Source organism: Caulobacter sp. GW821-FHT12D05 (assembly GCF_058807295.1).
Genome location: NZ_JBXAQO010000001.1, coordinates 211,197 through 227,241, shown reverse-complemented (window position 1 = coordinate 227,241; position 16,045 = coordinate 211,197). Strand labels below are relative to the sequence as shown.

Annotated in this window: 13 protein-coding genes; 9 read left to right on the top strand and 4 right to left on the bottom strand. The window is 66.9% G+C overall.

The window, feature by feature from the left end; all coding sequences use genetic code 11:
• Window positions 1-8 precede the first annotated feature (8 nt).
• Window positions 9-2,864, top strand: a complete 2,856-nt coding sequence (locus tag AC1RRR_RS01045) for a TonB-dependent receptor (RefSeq protein ID WP_492809821.1) — start codon at window positions 9-11, stop codon at window positions 2,862-2,864.
• Between the two features lie 60 nt (window positions 2,865-2,924).
• Window positions 2,925-3,704: a DUF6454 family protein gene (locus AC1RRR_RS01040; RefSeq protein WP_492809819.1), complete on the top strand. Its 780-nt coding sequence runs from the start codon at window positions 2,925-2,927 to the stop codon at window positions 3,702-3,704.
• On the opposite strand, the gene AC1RRR_RS01035 is transcribed toward AC1RRR_RS01040, so the two are convergent.
• Window positions 3,701-4,381, bottom strand: a complete 681-nt coding sequence (locus AC1RRR_RS01035) for an isochorismatase family protein (protein ID WP_492809817.1) — start codon at window positions 4,379-4,381, stop codon at window positions 3,701-3,703. The two genes, AC1RRR_RS01040 and AC1RRR_RS01035, sit on opposite strands and share 4 nt — an antisense overlap.
• 311 nt (window positions 4,382-4,692) lie before the next feature.
• On the opposite strand from AC1RRR_RS01035, the gene AC1RRR_RS01030 reads away from it, so the two are divergent.
• Both AC1RRR_RS01030 and AC1RRR_RS01025 read left to right on the top strand, forming a co-directional pair.
• Window positions 4,693-5,451 carry an alpha/beta hydrolase gene (locus AC1RRR_RS01030; RefSeq protein WP_492809815.1) on the top strand — a complete coding sequence of 253 codons (759 nt, stop codon included), beginning with the start codon at window positions 4,693-4,695 and terminating at the stop codon, window positions 5,449-5,451.
• 55 nt (window positions 5,452-5,506) lie between these two features.
• Window positions 5,507-6,481 (top strand): alpha/beta fold hydrolase, encoded by a 975-nt coding sequence (locus tag AC1RRR_RS01025; protein ID WP_492809813.1) that lies wholly within the window; start codon window positions 5,507-5,509, stop codon window positions 6,479-6,481.
• Window positions 6,482-6,515: 34 nt separating this feature from the next.
• Here AC1RRR_RS01025 and AC1RRR_RS01020 read toward each other — a convergent pair whose 3' ends face one another.
• Entirely contained in the window at window positions 6,516-7,094 is a 579-nt protein-coding gene (locus tag AC1RRR_RS01020) for a winged helix-turn-helix domain-containing protein (RefSeq protein WP_492809812.1), read from the bottom strand.
• A gap of 259 nt (window positions 7,095-7,353) precedes the next feature.
• Here AC1RRR_RS01020 and AC1RRR_RS01015 point away from each other — a divergent pair, with 259 nt between their 5' ends.
• Together AC1RRR_RS01015 and AC1RRR_RS01010 are read left to right on the top strand one after the other, a co-directional pair.
• Window positions 7,354-10,575: a PAS domain-containing sensor histidine kinase gene (locus AC1RRR_RS01015; RefSeq protein WP_492809810.1), complete on the top strand. Its 3,222-nt coding sequence runs from the start codon at window positions 7,354-7,356 to the stop codon at window positions 10,573-10,575.
• Complete coding sequence (locus tag AC1RRR_RS01010; RefSeq protein ID WP_492809808.1) at window positions 10,559-11,203, top strand: response regulator transcription factor; 645 nt, start codon at window positions 10,559-10,561, stop codon at window positions 11,201-11,203. The genes AC1RRR_RS01015 and AC1RRR_RS01010 overlap by 17 nt, the downstream gene beginning before the upstream one ends.
• A 37-nt stretch (window positions 11,204-11,240) precedes the next feature.
• On the opposite strand, the gene AC1RRR_RS01005 is transcribed toward AC1RRR_RS01010, so the two are convergent.
• Window positions 11,241-12,209 (bottom strand): proline iminopeptidase-family hydrolase, encoded by a 969-nt coding sequence (locus AC1RRR_RS01005; RefSeq protein ID WP_492809807.1) that lies wholly within the window; start codon window positions 12,207-12,209, stop codon window positions 11,241-11,243.
• A gap of 119 nt (window positions 12,210-12,328) precedes the next feature.
• Window positions 12,329-12,730 (bottom strand): helix-turn-helix domain-containing protein, encoded by a 402-nt coding sequence (locus AC1RRR_RS01000; protein WP_492809805.1) that lies wholly within the window; start codon window positions 12,728-12,730, stop codon window positions 12,329-12,331.
• Window positions 12,731-13,126: 396 nt separating this feature from the next.
• On the opposite strand from AC1RRR_RS01000, the gene AC1RRR_RS00995 reads away from it, so the two are divergent.
• From AC1RRR_RS00995 to AC1RRR_RS00985, 3 genes are all read left to right on the top strand, one after another.
• The gene (locus AC1RRR_RS00995; RefSeq protein WP_492809803.1) at window positions 13,127-13,783 is read left to right on the top strand and encodes a hydrolase; all 657 of its coding nucleotides are present in this window, start codon (window positions 13,127-13,129) and stop codon (window positions 13,781-13,783) included.
• A gap of 74 nt (window positions 13,784-13,857) precedes the next feature.
• A complete protein-coding gene (locus AC1RRR_RS00990; RefSeq protein WP_492809801.1) occupies window positions 13,858-14,118 on the top strand; it encodes a DUF1427 family protein in 261 nt (86 codons plus the stop codon).
• Between the two features lie 74 nt (window positions 14,119-14,192).
• Window positions 14,193-16,043, top strand: coding sequence for an amidohydrolase (locus tag AC1RRR_RS00985; protein ID WP_492809799.1), 1,851 nt, complete (start codon window positions 14,193-14,195; stop codon window positions 16,041-16,043).
• Window positions 16,044-16,045 lie beyond the last annotated feature (2 nt).

Below are 16,045 nucleotides of genomic sequence, written 5' to 3'. Positions count from 1 at the left end.
TCAAAGCCATGAACCGTGGTGCTCACGCACGCACGCCGCTTTTCGCGGCGCTCTTTGTCACGTCCGCGATCGTGATGGCTCCGGCCGTCAGCGTCGCCGCCGAACGCGCCTTCGACATCAAGGCCCAGCCGATGGGCGAGGCGCTGAACCAGTTCGCCCGCCAGGCCGGCGTGCAGATCTTCTTCCCCGGCGAGGCCGCCGCCGGCCGTCGCTCACCCGCCGTGCGGGGCACGATGGAGCCGCGCGCGGCCCTGACCCAGTTGATCGCCGGCTCCAGCCTCAGCATCGTCGGCGATGACGGCAAGATGATCATGCTCCAGGCCGGCCCTGCCCGGGACGACGCTCGGCTCGCCAGCGACGCGGCGACGGCCCTAGAGGAGATCATCGTCACCAGCGGCCCGCGCGCCGGCGACCTGAAGCGCAACAGCGACACGGTGGTCAACACCATCACCCAGCTGGAAATCCAGCGCCTGCCGAACCTCGACGTCTCGGACGTCCTGGCCCGCCTGCCGGGCGTGCGCCGCAACGAAACCCAGAGCGGCGAAAACCGCTACGTCCAGATCCGCGGCCTGAACAACGCCGCCGCCTCGCAGTCGATCGACGGCGTCCTGCTGACCGACTACGTCAACGGCTCGCGCGCCACCTCGACCGAGCTGCTGTCGGCCAACTTCATCAAGAACGTCACCGTGACCTCGACGGTCACCCCGGACCTGGACGAGAACGCCAACTCCGCCCATGTGGCCCTGACCACGATCAGCGGCCTGGACAGCGGCGGCCAGCACGTCGCCGATTTCCGGGCCTATGTCGGCGCCAACAACCGCAATGACGGTGTCCTGGACACGCGCCGCCCGGTGCGCCTGGCCGCCTCGTGGAAGGGCGGCCTGGACGAGGCCGGCAAGTGGGGCCTGGCCATGGGCGCCAGCCTCGACCGCCTGGGCTCGCGCCAGGACGCCGTCTCGGTCGCCAGCTTCAGCGTGATCAATGGGACCCAGATCCCCAACGGCGCCCTGACCAAGGGCGAAACCTACAGCGCCAGCCAGCGCGTCTCGGCCATGGCCCGCCTGGACTACAAGCCCAGCGACGCGCTGTCGCTGTTTGGCGAGTACTTCTATCTGGAGCACGACTTCCGCACCGAGCAGCGCACGTCGACGGTGACCGTCGCGGCGGCGGGCGTCAGCAACCCCACCGCCAACGCCGGACAGTTCAACGCCGCCTCATCGACCTACGGCTTCAACGCCGGCCATCCCAAGCTGATGGACCATATCGTCCAGCTGGGCGGCGACTATGCCATCAGCGACAAGGACAGCCTGTCGGTTCGCCTGGGCGTCACCTACAACCGCGTCCTGTCCGGCTCGATCGCCACCAGCGGCTTCGTCCTGGGCTCCAGCGCGCTGACGACGCCGGTCGGCTACAGCTTCGACCATGAGGCGCTGGCCTTCACGCCCGGCGCCAACACCCAGACCGGCGTCCCGGCCAACTACCGCCTGAACTCGAAGGTGACGGTGGGCGACACGCTGAGCCGCGACCAGAACTACTTCGCCCGCATCGACTACGCCCACAACATGGATCTGGCCGCCAAGGGCCTGGGCTTCAAGGCCGGCGCCCAGCTCAAGATCCTGGACCGCAGCAATGTCCAGCGCGGCTACGCCCGCGTCCTGCCGACCAGCGGCGTTCTGCTGTCGGAGGTCACAGGCGCGTCCAGCCTGACCCAGTTCCAGCCGGTCGACTGGAATGTCGACACGTTCCTGAACCTGGTGAACGCCCGTGGAACCCCGTCGCCGGACGCCAATCGCCTCTATGCGGCCGACCCGGCCGACAGCTACGGCCAGAACTTCAACGGCTCCGAAGTGGTCGGCGTCGGCTACGGCATCGTCTCGTACGGCTGGGACCGCGCACGCCTGTCGGCCGGCGTCCGCGCCGCCCACACCCACCGCGAGCTGGACCAGTACGAGCCCGACACCGTGGGCAAGTACGTCCAGGGCCACTACGAACAGAACTACTGGCACGTCCTGCCCAGCGCCTATGGCTCGTTTGACGTGACCTCGAACCTGAAGCTGCGCGGCGCCTTCACCAAGACGCTGGAACGGCCCGCGATCAACAGCGCCTCGCGCCGCCTGATCACCAGCTACGACATCCCGGTCACCCGCTCGATCAGCTACAGCAACCCGTACCTGATGCCGATCCGCTCGACCAATTTCGACGCCTCGGCCGAGTACTATTATGGCCGCTCGGCCTACCTCTCGTTCGGCGCCTTCGCCAAGGACCTGCGCGACATCTCGGCCAGCAGCAGCAGCCAGTCGACCGCCCCGGACGGCGTACGCGAGGTGATCACCTACACAAGCAACGTCCGCGAGGTGAACGGCAAGAAGGTCTACGGCAAGGTCCGCGGCCTGGAGGCGGTGTGGTCCGATCCGCAGCTGCCGTGGATCCCGGCGCGCCTGGGCAATCTGGGCCTGACCCTGTCCTACGACTATCTGGTCTACCAGGTGACGGCGATCAATGGCGGCGGCGGCACCCCGCCCAGCGACACCCGCCTGGTCGACGCCGCGCCTCGCCACTTCTTCAACGCCTCGCTGGCCTACAACAAGGGTCCGTTCGCGGCGAACCTGTACCTGCAGGAGCAATCGTCGGTCCCGAGCCTGAGCTACAACCCGGCCAACGACCGGCGCACCAAGTACGACTCCCTGCTGGACCTGCAGGCCAGCTGGCAGGTCAGCCGCAACCTGCGGGTCATGGTCGAGGGCCGCAATCTGCTCGATCAGGACATCACCGACCGCTACGGCGTGACCAACTACGGCCCGGCCTATCAGGTGAAGAACAACGGCCGCACGGTCTGGCTGGGCTTCCAGCTGACCACGTTCTAGATCCCCGACGACTGCGGGGCCGGTCACCACCGGCCCCGCTCTTTTTCACTGGAAGACCTGATGATCCGAGCCCGCGTCCTGGCCGCAGCGACGGCCCTCCTGTTCCTGACCGGCGTGGCCTCGGCGCAGCCGGTCACGGCGATCGAACGCGCCCGGCTCGTCGATATCCTGCCGCTCGATGGAGAACTCTTCCACGTCCAGGGCATGGACCTCGACGCCCAGCACATCTGGGTCACGTCCGTCGATACCCGCGAGCACAAGGGCTACATCCACCAGTTCGATCGGCGCAGCGGTAAGTTTCAGCGCCGGCTCGAGATCACCGACGGCGTTCGTTATCACCCCGGCGGCATGGCCATGCATGGCCGCTCGATCTGGGTCCCGGTGGCGGAGTACAGGGCCAACAGCTCGGCGGTGCTGGTCGAGATCGACAAGCGGACGTTCGAGATCCGGCGCAGGATCCCGGTCGCCGATCACCTGGGCTGCGTAGCGGTGTCAGGTCGTGGCCTGGTCGCCGGCAATTGGGACAGCCGCCTGCTCTACGTGTTCGATCGCCAGGGGCGACAGGTTCGGGTGGTCAAGAACCCCGCCGCGACCCGCTATCAGGACATGAAGTTCGAGCGCGGCCGCCTGGTCGGATCCGGCGCTCTGGGCCCCAAGGCCGGCGCCATCGACTGGTTCGCCTGGCCCTCGATGAAGCTGATGGACAGCCGCGCGGCCGGCGCTACCGACCGGGGCATTCGGTACACGGAAGAAGGCATGGCCCTGAAAGGCAATGACCTCTATCTCGTGCCCGAAGATGGCCCCAGCCGGATGTTCCGGTTCGCGCTGACCGGTCGCTAGGCGCCGGCCCGGGCCACCGCCTGAGCCTTCTGGAAGCTCTCCATCACCGCGGCGTAGTTGGGGGCCGCTAGGCCATAGAGCTTGGCCAGCTCGGCGGCTTCCGGACGCGCCCAGGTGCGATGCAGCTCGCTCAGCAGCGCGTTGGTCGAGGTCGGCTTGACCCCGCCTTGGACGAAGCGCGCCAGGCTGGTGCGCGAGGCCATTTCGCTGGGATCGCCCGAGGCGTCGATGATCGCATAGACGTCGTAGCCGGCGACCACGGCGTCCAGCGCCGGGAACATCACGCAGACGCTGGTCCAGACGCCGGCCATGATCAGGGTCTTGCGGCCGGTGGCCTCGACCTGGGCGACGAAATCGCCATTGTCCCAGGCGTTCACCTCGCCCTTGCGCGGCACATAGACGGCGTGAGGCGCCTGCTCGTGGATTTCCGGCATCAACGGACCGTTCGACCCATTCGGCTCCGAGGCGGTCGTGATCACCGGGATGTTCAGCAGGGTCGCCAGCCGGGCGACCATCTCGACATTGCGCCGCAGGTCCGCCACCGCGATGTCCTTGACCGTCTGGAACAGGCCCGCCTGGTGATCCAGCAGCAGGATCACCGCATCGGCGGGATCAATGAGCGCCGCGCCGCCGCCTGAAGGCAGGACGCTGGTTTTTGGGTTCGGCGATATCGTCATGGGACTTCCTCGAAGGGTCAGCGCTGCGGTCGGCATCGTCGAGAACGCCCCGCGCCCATCGACCCTTCCCGACCGAGCGCGAGCGGACCAGTAAATCCCGGTAAAATCTTGTACCGACTCAATATTGAAAGATCACGGCGCGCGATCGCACTTTCAATATCACTGACGAATGAGTTCAGATTTTACATCGACCGCTAGACATGTTCTGAACTTTACCAGGCTTTACCACGCCTAACACCACAGCCGCCGCCTTGGGGACTAATCCTATTGACCAACGCCCACCCGGGCCAGGTCACCCCAAGGAGAACAAGATGAAGCGCGCCGTTGTTGGAATGATCGCGGCCCTGGCCGCCGCCGCGCCGGCGGGCGCGGCCTTCGCCGCCGAGAAGCCGGTGTCCATCGTGCTGGTGCATGGCGCCTTCGTCGACGCCTCGGGCTGGCGTCCCGTGTACGACCTGCTGGAGAAGAAGGGCTACGAGGTCCTGATCGTCCAGAACCCGACGATCACCCTGGAGGGGGACGCCACGGCGACCCGGCAGGCCATCGCCCAGGCCCGGCATCCGGTCATCCTCGTGGGTCACTCCTACGGTGGGGCGGTGATCACCGAGGCCGGCGCCGACCCCAAGGTCAAAAGTCTGGTCTATCTCGCCGCCTTCGCGCCTGACGCGGGCGAGTCCGTGCTGCAGTTGGCGACCACGCCGGTCCCCGGCGCGCCGCCCGCCCCTCTGCTGCCGCCCAAGGACGGCTTCATCCAGGTCGACCCGGCCAAGTTCGCCTCGGCCTTCGCCGCCGATGTCGATCCGGCCGTCACCCACTTCATGGCGGCCTCGCAAGTGCCGTGGGGCCTGGGCGCCGTGGGCGCCAAGATCACCGCGCCCGCCTGGAAGGCCAAGCCCAGCTACTACCTGCTGACGACCCTGGACCTGATGATCCCGCCCGCCGCCCAGCGCGCCATGGCGGTGCGGGCCAAGGCCACGCTGGTCGAAACGACCAGCAGCCACGCCGTGATGCTCTCCAAGCCCGCCTACGTCGCCGACTTCATCGCGATGGCGGCCGACGACGCCAAGTAGTCGCCCCGCCTGACGACGCCCCTCCCCTTGCCCTCAAAACCTACGGAGAACTTCGATGACCCGACTGCTCACGTCCCTGGCGCTCGCCGCCGCCACCCTGGCCGTCGCGCCCCACGCTTTGGCCGCCCCGGCTCCGAAGGCGGCGGTCACGCGCCCCGCGCCGCCCGTCATCCACTACCGGACCGCCAACATCGACGGCGTGAAGGTGTTCTATCGCGAGGCCGGCCCGGTCGACGGTCCGGTGGTGCTGCTGCTGCACGGCTTCCCGACCTCGTCGCACATGTTCCGCAACCTGATCCCGCTGCTGGCCGACAAGTATCGGGTCATCGCGCCGGACTATCCGGGCTATGGCCAGAGCGACGCCCCGGACCACACGAAGTTCGCCTACACCTTCGCCAACCAGACCGACGTCGTCGAGAAGCTGACCACCCAGCTGGGCCTCAAGCGCTACACGATGTACGTCATGGATTACGGCGCCCCGATCGGCTACCGGCTGGCGCTCAAGCACCCCGAACGGGTCAGCGGCCTGATCGTCCAGAACGGCAACGCCTACACCGAAGGCCTGCAGTCGCCGTTCTGGGATCCGATCAAGGTCTACTGGAAGGACCGCTCGCAGAAGAACCGCGACGCCCTGAACGGCCTGGTCACCCTGGACATCACCAAGTTCCAGTACACCGACGGCATGGGCGACGTAGCGCGCATCAGCCCCGACAACTGGGTGCATGATCAGGCGCTGCTCGACCGTCCGGGCAACCGCGACATCCAGCTGGACATGCTGGGCGACTACGGCTCCAACGTGCCGTTCTACCCCGATTTCCAGAAGTTCTTCCGCGACTTCCAGCCGCCGACGCTGATCGTCTGGGGCAAGAACGACAAGATCTTCCCGGAAGCCGGCGCGCCGCCCTATCTGCGTGACCTGCCCAAGGCCGAGGTCCACATCCTCGACTCCGGCCACTTCGCCCTGGAAGACCGCCTCGACGTCATGGCGCCGCTGATCCACGACTTCCTGGATCGCAAGGTCACGAAGTAAGGCCTGGCGCTCGCCGCCGCGCTATCCGCGATGCTCAACGCGTCGCGGATAGTCTGCGTTGACGCTGGGCGAAGACATCCTCGATCAAGGCCTCGTCTCGCGAGGTCAGCTCGATGAACAACACCCGGCGCGGCGCGGCGGCGTCCACCTCACCGTCGCGCGGCATGTCGATGACCACCGAGCGCATCGATCGGGCCAGCAAGGCCAGGATGCCCTCGAAGTCGCCCTCGACGGGGCCAGGCTGAACCTCTTCGAGCAGAGGCGGCCGCTCCGGCGCGCTCGTCAACGCCTGGCCAGTCTCCACCGGCGCGACGAACCGGTAGCCGCGACCGTTCACGGTGGCGATGTAGGTGGCGGAGTCCGCGTCGTCGTCGAGCGCCCGGCGCAAGGCGGCGATGTGGACCTTCAGATTGCCTTCGACGACCGTGGTGTTGGGCCAGGCCTCTTCCAGCAGCTCGCGCTTGGTCAGCACCTCGCCGGGACGCTGGACGAAGGCGGCCAGCAGGTCCAGCGCTCGACCGCCGACACGAACGACCTGGCCGCTCCTCAACAGCAGCTGGCGTCGCGGTATGAACAGGTAGGTCCCGAAGGCGAAGGTCGGCGCGTGGGTCATGGGCGCGCAGCCTTGCCCGGCGACACAAGACGGCAGGTGGATTTCGAACGCTTCGACACACCACCCTCCTCGGATTAGAACCGGAAGGTAGCGCTCGCCGCCATCGGGCTTCAATTCACCCATGGTCGCGTTGCTATCGCCGCAGGGCGGGCCGACCTAGCCTATCGTCGAGCGCGGCTAGACCTTGGTTGAGGTGGAAGCCGCGCTGCGATCACGTTAGGTTGCCGCGACGTCGGAGAGACAAGACGAAGGGCCGCTTGTGGCGCCTCCGCACGTCATGCCGCAGGCGGCTGAAAGTCGGATTCTGGAACAGCTCCATCGCGACATCGAGCGCCTGAGCCAGCTGCCTGAGATCTGGAAAGGCCTGGACCCGACGTCCATTGCGGAAAGCGTGATCGAGACCCTGCTCGACATGCTCGCCCTGGATTTTGTCGGCCTGCGCTTCAGCGACACCACGCACGTCTTCCTGCGCATGGCGCCGGCCTTCGGCGAGACCTGCTCGCCCGAAGAGGTTCGGATCGCCCTGGAGGATTGGTCGGCTAGCGGCACATCCAGCCCCACGCTGACCGTCGGCGGCCAGCCGATGTCGGTCGTCCAATGCCCTCTGGGTGAAATCGCCAGCATCGGCGTGATCCTGGCCGGAGCGCGTCGCGACGCCTTTCCCGACGCCATGGACCGGTCGAAGCTGAAGATCGCCGCCGCCCATGCCGCCCTGGCCTGCCGTGAAATACGTGAGTTCAGCGATCGCGCGCCACCCGTCGACCTTCGTCAAAAGCCCCCGTCCGTGACGGCGGTGGCGGAAAGCGAATGGCGTCTGCACCTGACGATCAACACCATTCCGGCGATGGCCTGGTCGACGACGCCCGACGGCCTGATCGACTTCTGCAACCAGAACTTCGTCGACTATGTCGGCTGGCCCGCCGAGGAGATCCGCGGTCAGGGCTTCTGGCCGATCTTCCACCCGGACGACACCGCCCACCTGCTGGCCGCCTGGCAGGAGATCATGGCGACCAAGCGCCCTCGCGAGGTCGAGGGCCGGCTGCGCCGCGCCGATGGCGAGTATCGCTGGTTCGTGCTCCGGCAGAACCCGCTGTTCGACGCGGACGGCAATGTCATCAAGTGGTATGGAGCCGGTACCGATATCGAGGATCGCAAGCGCGCCGAGACCGCGCTCGAAGAGGCCCAGGCGGCCCTGCTGGCCAGCGAGCAAAACCTCAACCTGATCATCAATTCGCTGCCCGTCCTGGTCTGGTCGGCGCGCCCTGACGGCAGCGCCGACTTCATCAACCAAAGCTGGCGCGACTACGCCGGCGAGCCGGCCGACAAGATCCTGGAATGGGGCTTCCTGGATCTCTATCACCCCGACGATGTCCCCAGCATGATGGAGATCTGGACCCGGGACATCGCCCACAACGATCAGACCGCGCTCAAGGGACGCATCCGCGGGGCCGACGGCCAATACCGCTGGTTCTATTTCGCGGGCCGCAAACTGACCGACGCCAATGGCGTCGTCCGCTGGTTCGGCTGCAATGTCGACATCGAGGACCTGCAGCGCGCCGAGGACGCGCTTCGGGCCAGCGAAGCGGCGCTGCGCGAAAGCGAGCGGACGCTGAGCCTGATGCTGGACACCATTCCCGGCATGGCGTGGTCGACGACCGCGGAAGGTTATGCCGACACCTTCAACAAGCATTTCATCGACTTCGTCGGGCTCTCGGCCGAGACGCTGAAAGGCGCCGGCTTCCTCGCGCAATTCCACCCCGACGATGTCGACCGGATGTTCGCCGAGTGGCAGGTCATGATGGCCTCCAAGACCGGCGGCGACATCGAGGGGCGGTCGCGACGCGCCGACGGCGAGTATCGCTGGCTGATCTGCCGGTGCAGCCCCCTGCTGAACGCCGAGGGCGAGGTCGTCCGCTGGTACGGCGTGAACCTGGACATCGAGGACCGCAAGTGCGCAGAGGCCGCACTGGTCGCCAGCGAGCGCAATGTCAGCCTGATCCTGGATTCGCTGCCAGTCCTGGTCTGGTCCGCCAAGGAAGGCGGCAGCGCCGACTTCGTGAACCAGAGGTACCTGGACTATGTCGGCCTATCCGCCGAGCACATCCTGGACTTCGGCTTCGCCGACGTCATCCATCCCGACGACGTGGATGGCCTGATGACGGCCTGGCGCGACGCCCAGGACAAGGACACCTCCCTGGCCCAGGCGCGAATCCGGCGGTTCGACGGCGAGTATCGCTGGTTCTATTTCGCGGGCCAAAAGTTCGCCGATGCGAACGGAACCGTCCGGTGGTTCGGGGTCGATCTCGACATCGAGGAGCTGAAGCGAACCGAAGTCGCTCTCATCGCCAGCGAGGCGGCGCTGCGTGACAGCGAGCGCCAGCTGCAGCAGATCATCTCCTCAATCCCGGGCCTGACCTGGTCGTCCGACGCCAAGGGCGCCACCCGGTTCTGGAGCCAGCAGTATCTGGACTATGCGGGCGTCCAGCTCGAGGACGTCCTCGACTTCAAGTTCGCCGACTACATCCACCCCGACGACCGCGACCACATCCTCGAAATGTGGACGCAGATCATCGCCTCGGGCGTCCCCGGCGAAGCGGAGCTACGCCTGCGCCGAGCGGACGGCGAGTACCGCTGGTTCCTGATCAGGGCGTGTCCGTTCTTCGACGAGGCGGGCAATCTCACCCAGTGGTTCGGCGTCAATGTCGACATCGAGAACCGCAAGCGCGCGGAAGCGGACCTGCGCCAGAGCCAGAACGACCTGGCCCACGTGACCCGGATGACGACCATCGGCGAGCTCGCCGTGTCGATCGCCCACGAGGTCAACCAGCCCCTGATGGCGGTCGTCACCAACGCCGGCGCCTGCCTGCGGTGGCTGGACAGCGCCCAGACCGACATCGCCATGGCGCGCCAGGCCGCCGAGCGCATCGTGCGGGACGGTCACCGCGCGGGCGACATCATCACCAGCCTGCGCAACCTGGCGCGCAAGTCCGCGCCGCGCATGGAAAAGGTCAGCCTGGATCAGGTCATCCAGGTCGTCCTCGATCTTCTGCAGAACGAATTCCAGCGCCAGGGCGTGGTCGCCAAGGCTCAGTTGGAGACGAACGCGATCACGATCCAGGGTGACAACACCCAGCTGCAGCAGGTCGTCCTGAACCTGGTCATGAACGCGGTCGAGGCCATGTCCGGCACGGCCGCCGACCCACGCCGCCTGACCGTGAGCACCGAGATCCGCGACGGCGACGCGCTGGTGAGCGTGACGGACACCGGACCGGGCCTGGGCGCCGACGACCCGGATCACCTGTTCGAGGCCTTCTTCAGCACCAAGGCCGAAGGCATCGGCATGGGCCTTTCCATCTGCCGCTCGATCATCGAAGCCCACGGCGGCAGGATCTGGGCGGCCAACCACGGCGCGCGCGGCGGCGTCTTCAGTTTCACCCTGCCCCTGGCGGAAGGATACGGCGTTCATGTCTCCAATCGCTAAGGATGGCGGCGCCATCGTCGTCGTGATCGACGACGATGAGAGCGTCCGCGAAGCGCTACGCGGGCTCTTTCAATCGGTCGGCATGGTCACCGAGATCTACGGGTCGGTGCAGGCTTTCCTCGAGTCAGGACAGCTGGAACGGGCCGGCTGCATCGTTCTGGACATCCGCCTGCCAGGCCGCAGCGGCCTGGAGTTTCAGGAGGCCCTGGCCCGAACTGGCGCGACCTATTCGGTGGTGCTGATCAGCGGCCACGTCGATGTCCAGATGGCGGTTCGGGCGATGAAGGCCGGCGCGGTCGACGTCCTGACCAAGCCGGTGCGCGAACAGGACCTGTTGGAAGCGGTGAACCGAGCCTTGGCCCTGGACCAGCAGCGCCGCGTGGAAGCCCGGCTCGATCAGGCGCTGCGGTCACGCCACGCCACACTGTCCGAGCGTGAGCGCCAGGTCTTCACGCTGGTCGCGGCCGGCCTGCTCAACAAGCAGATCGCCGAACGCGTCGCCATCACCGAGGCGACCGTGAAGCTGCATCGCAGCCAGGTGATGAAAAAGATGGAGGCTGAGTCCCTGCCCGATCTGGTGCGCATGGCCGATCGTCTGGCCAAGGACGACGCCAGCCTGAACCTCTGAGCCGCCGGCGACGGGTCGCCCCGCCGCCGGCGAGACATCAAGCCTCGTTCAGGAAGCCTCGCAGCAGCGCGTTATACTGGGCCGGCTTTTCATTCATCGTCAGGTGCGAGCAGCCGGTCATCACGGCCAGGCGCGCATGGCCGGCGATCCCGTCGCGAAGGGTCTGGTGGCAATCGAGGGTGACCTCGTCGAACTCGCCGGTGGTGATCAGGGTCTTCTGGGTGATCGCCTTGAGGTCCTTGCGGCGGTCCCAGTCCTTGATCTTGCCGACGATGGTGAACTCGTTGGGACCATTGAGCACGCGATAGGCCGGCGACTTGGCGAGCGCCTCCAGGGTCGTCAGCACCTCGGGGCTGGGCGGAACGCGCAGAACGAAGGTGTCGTAGAACGTCTGGACCAGCTCGGCATATTCGGGCGTGCCCGTCTTGCCGGCCTTTTCCAGCGCATGGATCTTGTCGCCCCAGCCGTTTGGCATGGTGGCGAACAGGCGCTTAAAGCCCGCCATGACCTGCGGGATGCTGGCCATGGCGCCGCTGAGGATCAGACGGTCGACGCCCTGCCCTCGGCCTTGGCACAGATACTCGACCGCCAGCAGCGCGCCCCAGGAGTGGCCAAGCAGTACGACCCGGTCCAGGCCCAGGGCGGCGCGCACCGCGTCCAGTTCCTCGACTGAGCGCTGGATCGAGTAGACGCTGTCTTCTTCAGGCGCATCGGCCCGGCCGCAACCCAGTTGGTCGTAGAAGATGACCGGCCGCTCGTCGGCCAGGGCCTGCAGCGGCAGCAGGTAGTTGTGCGACGAGCCCGGCCCGCCGTGCAGTGTCAGCAGCGGCGTCTTGCCGCCCGAGCCGAACCTTCGCCAATAGATCCGACCGCCCGGCACGCTGGCGTAGCCTTCCGATTGTGGCGGGTTGGCGAACGCCGCGCTGGCCGAGGCCGCAAGGCTCAGACCCAGGACGCCGGCCCCGGACTTCAAGGCGCGCCGGCGGGTCCAGCTGTGGGTGGTCATGATCGATACTCCTGACGATACAACTTAAAAGGCTTGCCCGCGCCCGAGACCGGTCTAGCCCGCACGCCTCGGCGCCGCGAGCGAACCGCTCGAAACTCAGGGTTTCCAGGATCGACCTGTCAGTTCAGGTGAACCGGCGACAGGGTGATGGCGACCTGACGCCGCCACCGGGCGGGGGTGCATCCCGTGACGTTGCCGAAGGTGCGCGTGAAGTGCGCCTGATCGGCAAAGCCGCACGCCAGGGCGACCTGACTAAGCTTCGTCGCGCCATCGGACATCAAGCCCTGCGCGCGGTCGACCCGCCGACGCGCGACGAACCGGGTGAAGGTGACGCCGAAGGACTGCCGGAAGCATCGGGAAAAGTAGCCGGGGCTCAGGCGCGCCTGGCTGGCCGCCGCGCCCAGTGACACACGGCCATGCAGGCCCGCGTCGACATAGTCTCGAACCCGCTTAGCCTGCCACGGAAGCAGACCTTCGTAGTGATCGGCGCCGTTGGCCAAGGCCTGTTGAAACTGGTGCACGGGTCTCTCTCCGCCCTGGTGATTTCACCTGGACAGACTAGGAGAAGCCGCCGCCGTGTTGGTGTTAAGCCCAGTAAATCGCGGTCAAGTCCGAGGCCGTCGCAGGTCACCTGACGATAAGAAAAACCCGTTCTTCGCGTGAGAACTGTTCAAGCCGAGCCGACGCGTCTCGGCGCTAATTCAGTTCAGCCACACACATGAACGACGAGGGCCAAGGTCTTGGACATCTCGGCGCCGCGGGCGCATTCCGCCGATCGCTAGAGATATAAAAATGGAAACGATGGATTTCCATCATTTCCATTTCAGGGCCAATGGATCACGGCCAAAGTCACCTCATCGCAGCAAACGCGGCGGCCCGGAGCGGCTCGCCAACAAGCCCAAGGACTGGATCCAGCCATGACCCCGCAAGCCAAAACCACCCCCGGCGCCCGCCTCCTCAACGCCACCGACCACACCCTGATCATGATCGACTTCCAGTCGCAGATGGCCTTCGCCACCAAGTCGATCGACACCAGCCTGCTTCGCACCAATGCGGCCCTGGTCGCCAACGGCGCCGCCGGTTTCGGCGTCTCGACCATCCTGACCACGGTCGCCGAAAAGAGCTTCTCGGGCCCGATGTTCTCGGAAATCACCGACGCCTTCCCCGGCCAGCCGCTGCTGGACCGCACGTCGATGAACACCTGGGAAGACGAGGCGGTCATCGCCCAGGTCAACGCCATCGGCAAGAAGCGCATCGTGCTGGCGGGCCTGTGGACCAGCGTCTGCATCGTCGGCCCGGCGCTCTCGGCTCTGGACCAGGGCTTCGAGGTCTATGTCATCACCGACGCCAGCGGCGACATCTCCAACGAAGCGCATGAGCGCGCCGTGGCCCGCATGGTCCAGGCCGGCGCCCAGCCGATGACCTCGCTGCAATACCTGTTGGAGCTGCAACGCGACTGGGCGCGCGGCGAGACCTACGACATGACCACGGGCGTCGCCCGCAAGTTCGGGGGCGCCTACGGCCTGGGCATCACCTACGCCAAGACCATGTTCGGCGCCTCCGAAGGCCACTGAAGCGAGTCATCGGGCGCAAGTCACCGGGGCGGGCCGACGGACCCGCCCCCTATTCTCGAAGCTGGAGCGTCGTCATGAAACCCTATCTGCTCTCCCTGGGTGCGGGCCTGCTGGTCGGCGTGATCTATGCGCTGCTGAACGTGCGCTCCCCCGCCCCACCAGCCATCGCCCTCCTGGGTCTGCTCGGCATGCTGCTGGGCGAGCAGGCGGTCCCAATCGCCAAGCGCCTGCTGACCAAGGCGCCGGTCGTCGCCTACCTCAAGACCCCCGAATGCGCCGGGCAGGTGCTGGGTCCCCAGGCCGTTGACCCGCAAAAGACCGAGGGCCAGGCATGACCCTCAATCGCCGCCAGACTGTCGCGCTCGGCGCGGCCTTTCTCTCCAGTTCCGCTTTCGCTGAAAGGCGCCCCATGACCGACCTGCTCCTCATCAACGGCAAGTTCACAACCCTCGACCGTTCCAACCCGCGCGCCGACGCCGCCCTGGTCCGTGACGGCAAGTTCGCCGCCGTCGGCGAGGAAGGCGAGGTCCGTAAGGCCGCCGGCGAGAACCCGACGATCATCGACCTGAAGGGCCGCCGGGTGATCCCCGGCCTGATCGACAGCCACATGCACATCATCCGCGGCGGGTTGAACTACAACATGGAGCTGCGCTGGGACGGCGTGCCGACCCTGGCCGACGCCATGGCCATGCTGAAGAAGCAGGCCGCCAACACCCCGCCGCCCCAGTGGGTGCGCGTCGTGGGCGGCTTCACCGAGCACCAGTTCGTCGAGAAGCGCCTGCCGACCCTGGACGAGATCAACGCCGCCGCGCCCGAGACGCCGGTGTTCATTCTCCACCTCTACGACCGCGCCCTGCTGAACCGCGCCGCCCTGCGCGCCGTCGGCTACACCAAGGACACGCCCAACCCGCCGGGCGGCGAGATCCAGCGCGACGCCTCGGGCGAGCCCACGGGGCTCCTGCTGGCCCAGCCGAACGCCACGATCCTCTACGCCACCCTGGCCAAGGGTCCCAAGCTGCCGGAAGAGTACCAGCTGAACTCGACCCGCCACTTCATGCGCGAGATGAACCGCCTGGGCGTGACCGGCGTGATCGATGCCGGCGGCGGCTTCCAGAACTATCCCGATGACTATGCGATCATCGAGAAGCTGCATATGGACGACCAGCTGACCCTGCGCATCAGCTACAACCTGTTCACCCAGAAGCCGAAGGCCGAGCTGTCGGACTTCCAGTCGTGGTCCAAGCAGGTCAAGCCCGGCCAGGGCGACGACAAATACCGCCACAACGGCGCGGGCGAGATGCTGGTCTACAGCGCCGCCGACTTCGAGGACTTCCGGGTCGAGCGGCCCGAGATGCCGGCCAACATGGAAGGCGACCTGGAGCCGGTGATCCGTCACCTGGTCGAGAACCGCTGGCCCTGGCGGCTGCACGCCACCTATGACGAGACCATCACGCGGGCGCTGGACGTCTACGAGAAGGTCAACCGCGACATGCCGTTCGACGGCCTGCACTGGTTCTTCGACCACGCCGAGACCATCAGCGAGCGCAATATCGACCGCATCGCGGCCCTGGGCGGCGGCATCGCCGTGCAGCACCGCATGGCCTTCCAGGGCGAGTACTTCATGGACCGCTACGGGGCCAAGGCCGCCGAAGCCACGCCGCCGATCACCAAGATGCTGAAGGCCGGCGTGCCCGTCGGCGCGGGCACCGACGCGACCCGCGTGGCCAGCTACAATCCCTGGGTCTCGCTGAACTGGCTGGTGACCGGCAAGACGGTGGGCGGCACGCGCCTCTACCCGCCGGCCAACCGCGTCGACCGCGAGGAGGCCCTGCGCCTGTGGACCACCGCCAACACCTGGTTCTCGAACGAGGAAGGCAAGAAGGGCCAGATCGCCGTCGGCCAGCTGGCCGACCTGGCGGTGCTCGCCGACGACTACATGACCGTGCCCGAGGACGAGATCCCGCACCTGTCGGCCGTGCTGACCCTGCTGGGCGGCAAGGTGGTTCACGGCGAAGGCGACTACGCCAAGCTCTCGCCCTCCCTCCCCCCGCCGATGCCTGACTGGTCGCCGGTGCGCACCTTCGGCGGCTATCAGAACCGCTCGAAGCGCACGGCGATGGCTTTGGCCAGTGCGTGCGGCTGCGCCAGCAGCTGCAACGTCCACGGTCACGACCACGCCTCGGCCTATACGCGGGAAGCCCCGACCTCCGATGCGCGCTCCTTCTGGGGCGCCATGGGCTGCGGCTGCTGGGCGGTGTGATC

Excerpts from the sequence above, each read along its gene's own strand:
- AC1RRR_RS01025 (WP_492809813.1), top strand. The coding sequence starts at position 5,507 with ATGACCCGACTGCTCACGTCCCTGGCGCTCGCCGCCGCCACCCTGGCC.
- AC1RRR_RS01020 (WP_492809812.1), bottom strand. The coding sequence starts at position 7,094 with ATGACCCACGCGCCGACCTTCGCCTTCGGGACCTACCTGTTCATACCG.
- AC1RRR_RS01035 (WP_492809817.1), bottom strand. The coding sequence starts at position 4,381 with ATGACGATATCGCCGAACCCAAAAACCAGCGTCCTGCCTTCAGGCGGC.
- AC1RRR_RS01045 (WP_492809821.1), top strand. The coding sequence starts at position 9 with ATGAACCGTGGTGCTCACGCACGCACGCCGCTTTTCGCGGCGCTCTTT.
- AC1RRR_RS00995 (WP_492809803.1), top strand. The coding sequence starts at position 13,127 with ATGACCCCGCAAGCCAAAACCACCCCCGGCGCCCGCCTCCTCAACGCC.
- AC1RRR_RS00985 (WP_492809799.1), top strand. The coding sequence starts at position 14,193 with ATGACCGACCTGCTCCTCATCAACGGCAAGTTCACAACCCTCGACCGT.
- AC1RRR_RS01010 (WP_492809808.1), top strand. The coding sequence starts at position 10,559 with ATGTCTCCAATCGCTAAGGATGGCGGCGCCATCGTCGTCGTGATCGAC.
- AC1RRR_RS01005 (WP_492809807.1), bottom strand. The coding sequence starts at position 12,209 with ATGACCACCCACAGCTGGACCCGCCGGCGCGCCTTGAAGTCCGGGGCC.
- AC1RRR_RS01030 (WP_492809815.1), top strand. The coding sequence starts at position 4,693 with ATGAAGCGCGCCGTTGTTGGAATGATCGCGGCCCTGGCCGCCGCCGCG.
- AC1RRR_RS00990 (WP_492809801.1), top strand. The coding sequence starts at position 13,858 with ATGAAACCCTATCTGCTCTCCCTGGGTGCGGGCCTGCTGGTCGGCGTG.
- AC1RRR_RS01040 (WP_492809819.1), top strand. The coding sequence starts at position 2,925 with ATGATCCGAGCCCGCGTCCTGGCCGCAGCGACGGCCCTCCTGTTCCTG.